Source organism: Heyndrickxia sp. FSL K6-6286, assembly GCF_038630395.1.
Lineage (GTDB): Bacteria > Bacillota > Bacilli > Bacillales > Bacillaceae_C > Heyndrickxia > Heyndrickxia oleronia.
Genome location: NZ_CP152029.1, coordinates 4,686,687 through 4,701,036, shown reverse-complemented (window position 1 = coordinate 4,701,036; position 14,350 = coordinate 4,686,687). Strand labels below are relative to the sequence as shown.

Below are 14,350 nucleotides of genomic sequence, written 5' to 3'. Positions count from 1 at the left end.
TTCCGATAAGGTTATATCTTGTTCCTTAAAAGATGGTTTATGAATTTCCTTCAATAAATGAGGTGTCATGTTAAAATGAACATTTTTTTTAATTTGTTCTTATTTTATAATAAGCGATTACTGAAAAGTTTCTTTTATTTAGGGACCATGCTATTTATGGTTGTTATGTTATTTCTGAGATTTTTTATTGATGATAATAAAGCTTATGATTATATGGATTATGGGAGCTTTGTAGGAGAAATGATGCTTATTATTCAAGCCGTCATGTTATTATTTATTGTCTTCTTTTATAGGTTATTTTCGGACGAATACAAATTTGGTGCAAATAATTTATTTGTTGGATCTTTTCGAATTACATTATTAAAAATTGCTGCATTATTGTGTAACCATTTACTATTTTTAGTTATTTTCTTAGGTGCACAAATTTCCTTCATTTTTGTCTATTTCCACTCAGTTGGAATTCCATTTTCCTCATTCTATTCACAAACGGCTTCTTACATCATTGTATATTGGTTTTTACCATTTGTTTTTGCATATTTCTTAGGTATTTTAGTTGCACTGCTATTTGGAAAAGGCAAAATTAGCTTTGTACTAATGATTGTAGTCTGGATAGCGATTGGACCCATGAACACAGAATTATATTCTTCATATTTTCGTAAACTTTCATTTTCTGATTTAGGTAGTTTATTCTATATTGGTCCCCTCCATAGTGAAAATTCGTTTAATGAATTAGTTGGTTATAATACTTCTGAATCTGCATATTTAAAAATTACTTTTTGGTGTATTTCAGCCATTGGTATTGTGTTTATTTTACTTCTAAAATCAGCTCGGACAGTCCGTGATAAAACTTTTATCTTAATAATATGCCTTTTTCTTCTAATCGGTAATACCATAATCTTTCCAAACATATTTCAAGATGAAAAACCAATTTTTAGTTATGAAAATTCTGCTAAGGAAATTAAGTATTATAAAGTACCAAAAGAAGATGTTGCTCAAAATTATTTACAGTATTCTATCAAACAATATGATATTACATTAAACGTTGATAAGAATGTTTCGGCAGAAACGAAGGTAACAGTAAATAATATCATGAATAATACTCTATCTTTTGTACTTTATCACTTTTTTAAAGTGAAAAAAGTGATTGATAGGGATGGTAATCATTTACCTTTTGTGCAACATGGTGATTTTGTAACGGTGAGAAGGTCGTCTAAAGTGCCAAACGATAAAATAACTTTTTATTATGATATGAAAGACTCAGCCCAGATTCCAATTTCAGAAAACTATTTGTATTTACCGAATTACTTTAGTTGGATACCTGTAAAATCTGATCATGCACCATTTACATATAAAAATGTATACGGCGATGCAATAAAATCCCTTTCTATGCAATCCAAAAAAATTATTCATTATAATTTAACGTTTAATGGTGAAATCCCTATCTATACTAATTTGCATTCTCATAGAAATGGAACCTATAGTGGTGATGTTTCGGGTGGAATAACAGTTATTGCTGGAGAAATTACAAAAAAGAAATTCGGTAGACAAGAGGTGATTTACCCCAATTCTTGGTCGGATATTTCAAAGGACTGGCAAGTATATGAAAAATATCTAATTGAAGTGAATAGAGAAATTAGGGATATGTTTCATTTAAATGATATGAAGTTGCCTAATAAAATCGTACTAGTATCTCCTAATTGGGAATTGAATTCTTATTTAAGTAGTGATCATCTTCTAATTCAACATGAAACACTTTTAAATATTAGTTCTGCGGTAAAAGAAATTCCTGAAGTCTTTATCCCTGCACTACTGTGGAATTATAATCAAAGAACACTTTCCTCTTATGAACAAATCTTTGCGTTTAATGATATTCTTTCTATTTATATACGAGATAAAGTGAAGATTAAATCTCCAGTTTCTGCTCCTACAAGTGCAGAACCTCCATATTCAACGCAAAAAATTGTTGAGCAGTTTTATAAACAATTCTATGATTTATCGGAGAAACAACAAAAGGAATTTTTAGTTTTATGGTATAAGGAAATGAGTAACGTTTCGGATAGTTGGTTAAAAACGGTAAAACTTTTTCAAGGTTTTAGGGAGAGGGTAAAATGATAAAGGTTTCCGGGATAAATAAAAAAATCAAAAAACATGAGATACTATCTAACATTACATTAAATATAGAGGGGATATATGGATTAGTTGGACCAAACGGTGCTGGGAAAACTACCTTAATGAAAATTTTATCCAGCCTTATTTCCATGAATAGCGGGAGAATTGAAATAAACGGAGAAGATTATACCAAGGGTAAGTATGTAAAACAAAATACACTAATTGGATATTTACCACAAGATTTCATGGTCTATCCAAATATTACAATAGTGGAAGTACTAGACCATATTGCTATGCTTCAAGGAATGATGGATAAACATAAAAGGAAAACGATTATTAATCAGGTAATAAAGAAGGTTAATCTACAGAGCCATGAAAATAAAAAAATGATTGAACTATCTGGGGGAATGAGAAAAAGGGTTGGAATTGCCCAGCTATTAATGGGGAATCCATCCATCTTAATATTTGATGAACCAACTGCAGGTCTAGACATTGAGGAACGAATTCGATTTCGAAATTTATTAAGGAATCTTGGCTCCGAAAGAACTGTCATTATTTCTTCTCATATTGTAGAAGATATAGAATTTTTATGCACAAAGATTGGGGTCTTAAAGAATGGGAAAGTACTATTTGAGGGTACTCCTTCAGCAATGAAGGCATACGCGGAAGGATATGTTTATGAATATAATGTATCACCGGAAAATTTAGACTTAATAATGATGGAAAAAGAAGTAGTACAAATTACCGAGGAAGAAACGGGTTTAAATATTCGTATCTTTTCATTAGAAAAGGAAGTAGATGCAATGCCGGTAGCACCTAGACTTGTAGATGGTTATTTGGCGATTGTCAAGGGTGTGAAATAGATGAAGAAATATGTTTATAAACTTTATGCTTTCTTCCTCTTTGATCGTAAGACAATGGGTATTATCTTTTTTGTCCCAATTATAATGTTTATCTTCGCTGTGTTTTTAATACTTTTTATTCCAAGAGAGCAAACAGGTATTTATAATAACCTTATTGTAATACAAGGTGTTTACATCCCTTTTTCATGTTGGTGTCTTATGTACCGTTTGAGTGAAATGTATCAAGATATAATGGACCCAAGAAACTAGACACGAAATGAGGAGATGTTAAAGTAGGTTTATGAAAAGAAATCGATACACACCAGAGTTTAAAGCTCAAATCGTGCTAGAGGTCCTAAAGGAAGAAAAGACCATGAATGAAATCGCTTCATCTCATGGAATTCACGTCAATCAAATTAGACAATGGAGGAATGCATTTCTTGATCAAATGCCTTCGATCTTCGCTAAAGAAAATAAAAAAGCGGATCAAATGAAGGCGGAATATGAAAATCAAATTGAAAACCTCTACGCTGAGGTTGGCCGTTTAACCACGCAATTGTCGTGGCTTAAAAAAAAATCTGGAATCAAGGAGTAGGGCCGAGCGTATTCAAATGATTGATTGGGATGATAAAGAGCTGCCAATCACTACCCAGGCTCAGCTGCTTGGGCTCAATCGTACTAGCTTGTATTATAAGCCAGTCGAGCCTTCTCCTGAGGAAATATTTATCAAGCACAAGATTGATGAAATTTATACCAAGCATCCCTATTTTGGGTCTAGGCGAATTACTGTTGTTCTAAACAACAATGGAATAAATATTAATCGCAAGGCTGTACAACGTCATATGCGGGAAATGGGCATTGCAGGGATTTCTCCCGGCCCTAACCTTAGTAAACGCAATCTTGAGCACCGGATCTATCCGTATCTTCTTAGAAATTTGGCCATTAGCCACCCTAACCACGTCTGGGGAATCGATATTACCTACATTCGCCTCCAACGAGGCTGGATGTATCTTGTAGCTCTGATAGACTGGTATTCTCGCTTTGTCGTTAGCTGGGAGCTAGACCAAACACTAGAGATTGACTTTGTCTTGGAGGCAGTGAAACGGGCTCTGTCGGTAGGACAGCCAGAGATCTTAAATAGTGATCAGGGTAGCCATTTTACCAGTCCCCAATATACCGGATTACTGCTGGATAAGGACATCCGAATTAGCATGGACGGCAAAGGAAGAGCCCTTGATAATATTGTTACAGAGAGGTTATGGAGAACGATTAAATATGAGGAGGTTTACTTAAAAGATTACGAGAGTCCAAGAGAAGCAAGGAAAGAGATTAACAATTTTATCCACTTCTATAACTATGAACGCCCTCACCAATCGATTGGCTATAAACCCCCCGCCTCCGTTTATGGCCTCGGAGTGATTCATCCATAAGGGATGATACTTCTCAGGGAAGAACCTGTCAAGGGTATGGCTAGCCCTCGCTCCGCTCGCCCTTGACAGAACCTCCCCTGAGAAGGAAAAATAGAGTAGGATGAATCACTCGCAAAAAAATGTGCACCTACCACCCCCCTAGCCCCAGTGAGCACCTCTAGCTCCTATAAAGCAGATATCCATAATGGATTCTGACCCACCTTAAAAAATTTAAATTAGTGTCTTGACGAAGGGGTCCACTTTAAACCAGATGTTATCAAATATGATAAAAAGGGGGATGTATACATTTTTTATGATTGTTCCGAGCAAAGTCCTAAAGGCCGCAGAAGTGTTTGTTATGATCGTAAGGCTCTGGAATCAAGGAAAGAGCATAAACCGAAAAATAACGCTATGGATATGGCTGCAGACCTGGGTATTGAGATTTTAACGGAGGAACAATATCGGGAGCTGCAGAAACTGGGAGCTTTTGATACTAAAACTTCGAGCTGGGTGAAAACACCTGCTAATATTAGAGACCTAGGTGGTGCTGTCTTTTGTGATCGTCGTTACGACACTGTCTTTTTGTACCATAATGGGGCAGAATCCTATTATGCTTCAAGAGGTTTTCGTGGCTCGCTAATGGTTTGATTTTTGGGTGAAACCATTGGGGCATAGGTAAGTTTATATCTCATGTGAAGTGGTAGCAAGAATAGGACTAAACTAAAAAATAGAAGGCTCCAATCAAAATGTATCATTTTCTTTCTATTAACAGTTGGAACAAAGTAGGTAGCAGGTCATTTTCTTTATCGTAAACCTGCTTCTTTTTTTGTGGACTCAACACCTTTAGCCCGATTATTGATGTGTCGGGCATGGAATAAATAGTATAATTTTAGGGAGAAACTGTGATTACAAAATTCTTTACCTTATAGTTAATAATTATTGTTGGGAACTAATATAAAAAAGAGGTACCACAGACAATATAGCTTTAACCGAATAATGTAGGTAAGTTGAGATTTTAGCAATTCAGAGTAGGTGCTTTTCTTTTATAAGCATAAATTGAAAAAATAGGAGGTTTAATTAATGGATAATAACGATATATTGATTCGTTTGAGATATGCATTAGAAATAAAAAATAAAGAGATGGCAGAGATATTTAAGCTTGGTGGCGTGGAGGTATCAGTACCTGAAGTGGTCAAGATACTTACAAAGACATACGATGAAGATGAATACGAGAATGAAGATCAAATTAAATGTACGCACAGTATGTTAGATTCTTTTTTAAATGGTCTTATTATTTATAAAAGAGGGAAGCAAGAGCCGAAGCCTGGACAACCTAATCCAGCAGAATCTCCCTTAAAGACAAGTGGAAATGTGAATAATCTTCTTTTAAAGAAAGTCAAAATAGCATTGTCTTTAACGACGGATGATATACTAGATATTTTTAAATATGCAGGATTACGGGTATCAAAAGGTGAACTAGGAGCTTTATTAAGAAAAGAGGGGCATAAGAATTATAAGGAGTGTGGAGATAATTTCGCTAGAAACTTCTTAAAAGGACTTGCGATTAAATTTAGGGGATAATGCTATTGTGAACTATACAGGTTGACAGGATAGATTCGGACAGAAAAATTATAGTCCCAACAAGGAAAACAAAAGAAACATAGTTAAGGTGCTTGATCCCTATGGTGAAAAAATTTACCGTGGGACAGGCACCTTTAAATGATGTTTTGATTTTAATTTTTTATTATAATTGTATTTCTGGATAGTTCATAAGTATTTCTTGGCTATAATAATAGCTAGTAGCCAGTGCAATGATAAGTCCAATATAAATTAAAAGTAATTGAATCTTCGTTTTTTTGTTAGTTTTATAGTAGCTCTCCGTTGTCTGTATTTCTTTTTTAAAGTCTAGTAATTTTTCCTCTAAGCTGTTGAGAGTACGTTCAACGACCTGTTGATTTGGATGATGGTGTTCTTCATTTAATACTAGGGTACCCGATAATTGTTGAAGATATATATCTTTTTTCATTTTTTCAATTTCTGTATTTAGTGTATTTAATATTTTAGTGATTTCTTGGTTTGTGACTTTCTGTTTTGCTTTGTCAGTAACTTCTTGAATGAAATCTAAATCGTTTGATCCATTCTTTATTTTTACGACCAAGTGTTCAAGTTCTTGGACTTCCATTTTATCGTTATGTAAACTTTTTTGTTTTTTATATAATTTGTACCACTCTGTTCCTCCTAAGATGACAATTAAAAATCCTATAGCACTACGATTCAGCATTGAAAAAGCTAATAATAGGATGATACCTAACCCCCATAGTTTCGTACTAATTCCTGCAGCAATTCTCCCGCCATCCAAAGGGGTAATTGGGATAAGATTAAATAAATTGATCATCGCTCCCAAAATTATCAGAAGAGCCCAGAATGGTTCATGTGTAAAATAATACAAGGGAATGGCAGGTAAAAAGGATAATAGTCCAAAAAAAGGCCCCATATATGCAACAAATCCTTCATCCTTTGCATTTTTAGGCATTTCCTTCAAACCAATAACGGCTCCAACAAAAGGAATAAATAGGGCAGGGCTGACAGGAAGTTTAATCTTTTTAGCAGCATACAAATGCCCCATTTCGTGAACAAACAATAAATAGACTAGCGCAACTGCGAACTTCCAGCCAAAAAAAAGAGCATAGGTACCTAAATAAATAAACATGCTTATGAGTGTCTGGAGTTTTAAGAATTTAAAAACGATTAAAACATACTTTATTTTACCAAGTAAAAAGGCCCCTATTGCAATAAATATCCCTAAAGAGGTTTTCTTACTTCTCGTTATATTCGTTTTCCTCAAATAACCATCCCCTTAGCATTTTCGACGATTGAAAAATGAAGCTAAAATTAATGTAAGTATATTATAAAAGGAACCATTTGAAATCACCTAGAGCACAGTTACACACGAGTGTTTGGTCATTTATTTTGATTAAGTCACATTAACATTGGAACCCAAAGTTGTCCCTAAAAATAAGTGCAAAAACTGTTTCATTTCTTCATCCCTATATTATTTCTACGTATAAAGTTTCATGTCATAGTTGAAGTGATTTGCTATGAAAAATTACATAAAATATAATGGACCCAAGAAACTAGACACGAAATGAGGAGATGTTAAAGTAGGTTTATGAAAAGAAATCGATACACACCAGAGTTTAAAGCTCAAATCGTGCTAGAGGTCCTAAAGGAAGAAAAGACCATGAATGAAATCGCTTCATCTCATGGAATTCACGTCAATCAAATTAGACAATGGAGGAATGCATTTCTTGATCAAATGCCTTCGATCTTCGCTAAAGAAAATAAAAAAGCGGATCAAATGAAGGCGGAATATGAAAATCAAATTGAAAACCTCTACGCTGAGGTTGGCCGTTTAACCACGCAATTGTCGTGGCTTAAAAAAAAATCTGGAATCAAGGAGTAGGGCCGAGCGTATTCAAATGATTGATTGGGATGATAAAGAGCTGCCAATCACTACCCAGGCTCAGCTGCTTGGGCTCAATCGTACTAGCTTGTATTATAAGCCAGTCGAGCCTTCTCCTGAGGAAATATTTATCAAGCACAAGATTGATGAAATTTATACCAAGCATCCCTATTTTGGGTCTAGGCGAATTACTGTTGTTCTAAACAACAATGGAATAAATATTAATCGCAAGGCTGTACAACGTCATATGCGGGAAATGGGCATTGCAGGGATTTCTCCCGGCCCTAACCTTAGTAAACGCAATCTTGAGCACCGGATCTATCCGTATCTTCTTAGAAATTTGGCCATTAGCCACCCTAACCACGTCTGGGGAATCGATATTACCTACATTCGCCTCCAACGAGGCTGGATGTATCTTGTAGCTCTGATAGACTGGTATTCTCGCTTTGTCGTTAGCTGGGAGCTAGACCAAACACTAGAGATTGACTTTGTCTTGGAGGCAGTGAAACGGGCTCTGTCGGTAGGACAGCCAGAGATCTTAAATAGTGATCAGGGTAGCCATTTTACCAGTCCCCAATATACCGGATTACTGCTGGATAAGGACATCCGAATTAGCATGGACGGCAAAGGAAGAGCCCTTGATAATATTGTTACAGAGAGGTTATGGAGAACGATTAAATATGAGGAGGTTTACTTAAAAGATTACGAGAGTCCAAGAGAAGCAAGGAAAGAGATTAACAATTTTATCCACTTCTATAACTATGAACGCCCTCACCAATCGATTGGCTATAAACCCCCCGCCTCCGTTTATGGCCTCGGAGTGATTCATCCATAAGGGATGATACTTCTCAGGGAAGAACCTGTCAAGGGTATGGCTAGCCCTCGCTCCGCTCGCCCTTGACAGAACCTCCCCTGAGAAGGAAAAATAGAGTAGGATGAATCACTCGCAAAAAAATGTGCACCTACCACCCCCCTAGCCCCAGTGAGCACCTCTAGCTCCTATAAAGCAGATATCCATAATGGATTCTGACCCACCTTAAAAAATTTAAATTAGTGTCTTGACGAAGGGGTCCACTTTAAAATTCAGGAGCGTAAAGCAGCAAGTGCATAACGCTTAGATCACTTTATATCTATCTTACGTATTTTGTTTTACTATAGAAGACACCTTCATTTTGTGGATGTGGAGAAATTAGATGGTAAATCCCTACTAAAACAACTTTAAACCATTTTTATAGATTACTGGGATTCACTCCTAAACTTTTTTCAATCAAATAAAGCGATGATTCTTTAGCTTTGTACAAATAATAAAGTTCTTTAACAAAGATAAAAAGATGATATGAATTTGAGTATTCATGTAACCTTTTTATAGTATATGAGTATTTTTAATTTTTTATATTTTACTGTAATTCGTTGTTAGATAAGAGTGTATAATACATCCATAAGAATTATTAACATATTGCAAAATGAAAGAGGGACAAATAATGGAGACTTGTGCAGATGTATTAATCGTCATCGATTTGCAGAATGGCGTATGTTACAGTGGAGATCACTTATTTGATTTAGATAATCTAATCACTAAAGTAAATAATAGAATTGCCTTATATCGAGAATTGCATAAACCAATCATTTTTGTTCAACACTGTGATGAAGAATTAGTGCCTGAAGAAGAACCGTGGGATATTCATGCTAATCTAGATGTTCAGGAACAAGATTTTTTTATTAGAAAAATACATGCAAATTCCTTTTACAAAACAAACTTAAAAAATCTTTTAGACCAATTAGCTGTACAGCGTATTGAATTTTGTGGTGCCCAAACAGAATACTGTATGGATGCTACGATTAAATTTGCTCATGGATTGGGATACGAAAACTTCATGGTACAAAAAGCAACCTCTACTTTGAATAATCCATTTATGTCTGCAAAAGAGACGATTGATTTTTATGAAAATATATGGAATCATCGATTTTTAAAATTAATAGGAGATGAATCTTAGAATGAACGATGATATAAAACGACGTAAAAGGTAGAAAACGATATAAATAGACCACCTGTATACATAAAATCAATTATGAATACAGGCTGCTTGTACTAATGGGGAATCTCTATTTTATTCTTTTTATGAATATCTTCTGTTCCAGCATCCAATGCAGTCTTGTAATAGGAACATTTATGCTCTATGAGTTCCATTGTTTTCTTTAGCTCTTCCATCTGTGCCTCTACACTAGCCTTTCTTTCAATAAACATGTCATATCTTTGTTGCAAGGTGGAATCCCCGTCAGAACACCAATCAATGAAGTTCTTAATTTCCTTAATAGGCATCCCCGTTGATTTCAGACATTCAATAACTTTTAAAGCATCGATATCTGATTCTTTGAACAATCGTATTCCGCTAGGGGTACGTTCTACAAAAGGGAGAAGTCCTTCTTTATCATAGTAACGTAAAGTGTATACGGTAAGATTCAATTTTTTTGCAACTTCACTGATAGAATATGTCTTCATTCTAATCACCCCTTCTTAATAAGTAGACCTCGAGTTAACTCTATTATTGAAAGAGAATTCTATCAAGCTATTTTCTCAATGTCAAAGTTACCTAGCAAAGTAAAATCAAATAGATAGTCGTGAAGTTAAAATATATATTAATCACTTGACCTCGAGTTAACTATAGGTATTAACATTGATTTGTAAGAGAAAAAAGTAGGGATAGACATGAATGGAGGAGAAGAAAAACTTGGTCCTTGTTTATCCCTGAGTAACTCATTCTTATGAAAAAATGATTACAGGAGGTTTATTTATGATAACTGCTAAAGCACGAGCTGTTGATGGTCCGGATAAACCGTTTCGACCGGCTGAAATTAAACGTCGCGATCTTGATTCGCATGATGTTCTTATTGAAATTAAATATGCAGGGATATGCCATTCTGACATCCATACTGCTCACGGAGAGTGGGGTCCAGTGAATTATCCCCTAGTTCCTGGACATGAGATTGCAGGAGTGGTTACTGCTATAGGTCCTAATGTTACAAAATATAAAATAGGTGACCGAGTAGGGGTCGGGTGTATGGTTGATTCCTGTGGTGAATGTGAGAACTGTCTTCATGGAGAAGAACAGTACTGTCTCAATGGAAAAACGGATACCTATGCAGCTGTTGACAAATATGGAGAGCCAACTCAAGGCGGCTATTCTACTCATATTGTAGTAACAGAAAACTTTGTCCTGAGAATTCCAGATAATATAGAGCTTGACGTTGCTGCCCCATTACTTTGTGCTGGTATTACGACCTATTCACCATTAAATCATTGGAATGCTGGTCCTGGTAAGAAAGTAGCGGTTGTAGGTATGGGTGGTCTTGGTCACATGGCTGTTCAAATTGCACATGCTATGGGGGCCGAAGTTACCGTTTTGTCACAAACATTGAAGAAAAAAGAGGATGGTTTAAAATTAGGCGCAGATAACTACTATGCTACAAGCAACTCAGAAACATTTGAGAAACTTGCCGGACATTTTGACTTAATCATTAATACGGTAAGCGCAAAGATTGATCTGGATGCCTATCTAGGGCTTCTTACACTTGATGGTACTTTGGTAAACGTTGGTGCTCCTGCAGAACCGGTGTCATTAAGTGTAATAAATTTAATCAGTCATCGTCGTTCATATGCTGGCTCCATGATTGGAGGTATTCGTGAGACTCAGGAAATGTTAGAATTCTGTGCAAAACATAACATTACTCCAAAAATTGAGGTGATTTCAGCTGACCAAATTGATGAAGCCTATGAACGAGTATTAGCTTCAGATGTCAAATATCGATTCGTAATTGACATTAGCACAATGTGAGATTGGTGAATAATGGTTTTGGATGGCGAGTTAAGGATGTCCTACAGGTCTTACTTTTGGGACATCCTTTTTTTTGAAATAACAAAAAGGGATGGTTCTGAAACGCTTTTTCTTTTTGGTCTCATAAATTTTGCTGATCTTTTCTCTGTGTAATGAAAGGTGTACGTTCTTAAACAACAGCTATAAAAACATAAAGTTGCTGTGCTCCATTTTTTATCGTTTTCTCTATCATTTAAAAAAGATTGATAATGTAATAACTACATATTGCAATCAAACAGCATCTTTTCCTTTACTTTCAGCTATTACAGTTCCCTAAAAGAGGATTAAAAGAAACGCAGCAAAATAGATATGTTGCGGAGATACTCAAAAAAATGACCCGGATAAGAATCCGCGCCATTTCTTGTACAACATCGTTCCAATACCGACGATACATTCATTTTTATTGAATTTTTAATATCGGCTTAATAACCTCACCAGATTTAGATGCGGCAAAAGCTTCATTGATTTGATCGAAGTCATAGAATTTCACTAACTTATCGAATGGGAATAGTCCTCTTTTATAATAATCTACAAGTTGTGGGATAAAGATTTTTGCGACTGCATCTCCTTCAATAACACCCATCATGGTTTTACCTTCAGCCATTAAATCATTGTGAACATCAATGCTCATTTCAGGTGTTACACCGACGATTGCTGCAATACCTAATGGACGTAATGAATGTAAGGATTGACGTACGACTGGAGGAACACCAGTTGTATCAATTGAAAATTCTGTACCGCCATTTGTAATTGCTTTAATTTCGTTTACAACATTCACTTTTGTTCCATTTAGAGTATGCGTAGCACCTAGTTCTTTGGCGAGTTCAAGTCGATTATCATGTACATCAATAGCGATGATATTTTTGCATCCTACAATTTTTGCTGCCATGATTGCACTTAAACCAACAGCTCCAGTACCGAAAATGGCAATAGAAGTACCAAATGTTGGTTGAAGTTTGTTGAGAACGGTACCTGCTCCTGTTTGGATGCCACAGCCTAAAGGTCCTAATAAAGCTAAATCTACCTCTTTATCAACTTTTACTACATTGCGTTCATGTGAAATGGCGAAAGTACCGAATGAAGATTGTCCAAAGAATGTTGATAATTCTTTCCCATTTTGTGATAAACGATGTGTATGGTCATCGTTTATACCGCCAAAATTAAGCTCATTAAATGTTTCACAGGCTGTTGGATGTCCGGTTAAACAATTATGACAATGACCACAGTGAGCAAATGAGAGAACCACATGGTCACCGGGTTCAAGATCTGCAACATTTTCACCCACTTTTTCTACTATTCCTGCTCCTTCATGGCCTAAAACAGCTGGAAGTGGTGCGATTGCTGCATCACGTGCAACGGCATCTGTATGACAAACGCCAGTAGCTACAATTTTTACTAATACTTCATTTGCCTTTGGTTCAGCAAGTTCAACTTCTTCTAAAACAAAATCTTGACCTTGTCCATGAGTCACTGCTGCATTTATTTTCATCAAAAAAACCCCTTTCAATCAATAATAGATATACCTTCCTATGTTTCCTTTTTAAAAATGATAATTATTGTAAATTCACCTCTATCGTATTCCGATTTAAAAATAGGTACAATATTTCTTAAGGAATGAATAGATTCCTTTATGTCAATAAGAGACTAGAAGGTGTTTTCATGCAATTATTACAATTACAATATTTTTTAACTGTAGCTAGAATTGAACATATGTCGCAGGCAGCGCTTGAATTAAATGTATCTCAATCATCATTAAGTAAGACGATTGCCCGTTTGGAAGAAGATCTCGGTGTACCTTTATTTGATAGACAGGGGCGTAAAATAAAATTAAATGCCTATGGTGAAATTTTTGCTAAAGCAGCAAAAGAAGCTTTAGTAGGACTTGATAATGCACGGTCACAAATACAGAACCTCGCAAATATTACAGAGGATCGAGTAACAGTCAGTGTAATGAGTTCAAAAATTTTGCCGCATGTCTTTAAAAGCTTTTATCTTAAGCGTCCTAACGTAAAAATACATCAATCGATTTTGCCAGACTCAGTGGCAAAAGAAAGATTAATAACAGGCGAAATTGAATTATGTATCTCGAATAGTCCTATCACTGGACCAGATATTATTTGGTTACCTGTCTTAAAAGAGCAACTTGAATTAATAGTTCCACTTAATCATCCGTTGGCAATGTTTGATGAAATCGACCTAAAACAAGCTAGACATGAGCGTTTTATTAGCTATAAATCTGGTTCAACTGCTACGAATATGATTGAAACATGTTGCCATGATGCTGGTTTTGAACCGAACATTATCTTTGAGGGGACAGAGCTTTCTATTGTTCTTCAGATGGTAAATGAAGGGGAAGGGATTACCTTTTACCCGCAGTATTCATTTCTAGAGGAAAACTTAAAAAATACGAAACGGATCAAAATCAGAAATCCAGACTGCTATCAAATGGTCGGATTTGCATGGATGAAGACTAGAAATTACTCATATGTTGCGAAGCAGTTTCGTAAGCATATGATTCAAGAATTCGAAGAAATCAATAAGGGGAATAGCTGAATGGGCAACGTCGCTTATTTAAAGGGAGCGCGGCTGAAAGATAAACATTTTCTGGGTTATACACATAATAAAAGTGAAGCATTATATGAAGGACACTAAATA

11 protein-coding genes and 1 pseudogene are annotated in these 14,350 nt (G+C 35.5%); 9 read left to right on the top strand and 3 right to left on the bottom strand.

The features are described from left to right. The first annotated feature begins 75 nt into the window (after positions 1-75). From MHI39_RS23690 to MHI39_RS23670, 5 genes and pseudogenes are all read left to right on the top strand, one after another. Positions 76-2,112 carry an ABC transporter permease gene (locus tag MHI39_RS23690; RefSeq protein WP_342540341.1) on the top strand — a complete coding sequence of 679 codons (2,037 nt, stop codon included), beginning with the start codon at positions 76-78 and terminating at the stop codon, positions 2,110-2,112. Continuing rightward, positions 2,109-2,972, top strand: coding sequence for an ABC transporter ATP-binding protein (locus MHI39_RS23685; RefSeq protein ID WP_071977451.1), 864 nt, complete (start codon positions 2,109-2,111; stop codon positions 2,970-2,972). Before MHI39_RS23690 ends, MHI39_RS23685 begins: the two co-directional genes overlap by 4 nt. A gap of 280 nt (positions 2,973-3,252) precedes the next feature. Next, positions 3,253-4,381 (top strand): IS3 family transposase gene (locus MHI39_RS23680; protein WP_152984831.1). Its coding sequence is split into 2 segments (ribosomal slippage): positions 3,253-3,516 and positions 3,518-4,381, totalling 1,128 coding nucleotides; the frame shifts between segments, so codons are not numbered across the junction. A gap of 243 nt (positions 4,382-4,624) precedes the next feature. Continuing rightward, positions 4,625-5,008: pseudogene (locus MHI39_RS23675) on the top strand (DUF4256 domain-containing protein); the annotation flags it as partial. Positions 5,009-5,440: 432 nt separating this feature from the next. Beyond that, positions 5,441-5,941 (top strand): DUF1456 family protein, encoded by a 501-nt coding sequence (locus tag MHI39_RS23670; RefSeq protein WP_071977453.1) that lies wholly within the window; start codon positions 5,441-5,443, stop codon positions 5,939-5,941. A gap of 163 nt (positions 5,942-6,104) precedes the next feature. On the opposite strand, the gene MHI39_RS23665 is transcribed toward MHI39_RS23670, so the two are convergent. After that, complete coding sequence (locus MHI39_RS23665; RefSeq protein WP_342540340.1) at positions 6,105-7,205, bottom strand: site-2 protease family protein; 1,101 nt, start codon at positions 7,203-7,205, stop codon at positions 6,105-6,107. 324 nt (positions 7,206-7,529) lie between these two features. Here MHI39_RS23665 and MHI39_RS23660 point away from each other — a divergent pair. Then, positions 7,530-8,658, top strand: a protein-coding gene (locus MHI39_RS23660) for an IS3 family transposase (RefSeq protein WP_152984831.1) whose coding sequence is annotated in 2 segments (ribosomal slippage) — positions 7,530-7,793 and positions 7,795-8,658 — 1,128 coding nt in all. Because the reading frame shifts where the segments join, the coding sequence is not laid out codon by codon here. A 646-nt stretch (positions 8,659-9,304) separates the two neighbouring features. After that, complete coding sequence (locus MHI39_RS23655; protein WP_280617960.1) at positions 9,305-9,817, top strand: cysteine hydrolase family protein; 513 nt, start codon at positions 9,305-9,307, stop codon at positions 9,815-9,817. A 95-nt stretch (positions 9,818-9,912) separates the two neighbouring features. Here the strand turns inward: MHI39_RS23655 and MHI39_RS23650 are convergent, their stop codons facing one another. Then, positions 9,913-10,323, bottom strand: coding sequence for a MerR family transcriptional regulator (locus MHI39_RS23650; RefSeq protein ID WP_280617959.1), 411 nt, complete (start codon positions 10,321-10,323; stop codon positions 9,913-9,915). Between the two features lie 292 nt (positions 10,324-10,615). Here MHI39_RS23650 and MHI39_RS23645 point away from each other — a divergent pair, with 292 nt between their 5' ends. Next, positions 10,616-11,656, top strand: a complete 1,041-nt coding sequence (locus tag MHI39_RS23645) for an NAD(P)-dependent alcohol dehydrogenase (RefSeq protein WP_280617958.1) — start codon at positions 10,616-10,618, stop codon at positions 11,654-11,656. A gap of 439 nt (positions 11,657-12,095) precedes the next feature. On the opposite strand, the gene MHI39_RS23640 is transcribed toward MHI39_RS23645, so the two are convergent. Next, positions 12,096-13,184 (bottom strand): NAD(P)-dependent alcohol dehydrogenase, encoded by a 1,089-nt coding sequence (locus MHI39_RS23640; protein ID WP_259548231.1) that lies wholly within the window; start codon positions 13,182-13,184, stop codon positions 12,096-12,098. Between the two features lie 170 nt (positions 13,185-13,354). On the opposite strand from MHI39_RS23640, the gene MHI39_RS23635 reads away from it, so the two are divergent. After that, complete coding sequence (locus MHI39_RS23635) at positions 13,355-14,248, top strand: LysR family transcriptional regulator (RefSeq protein ID WP_259548230.1); 894 nt, start codon at positions 13,355-13,357, stop codon at positions 14,246-14,248. Positions 14,249-14,350: the final 102 nt, after the last annotated feature.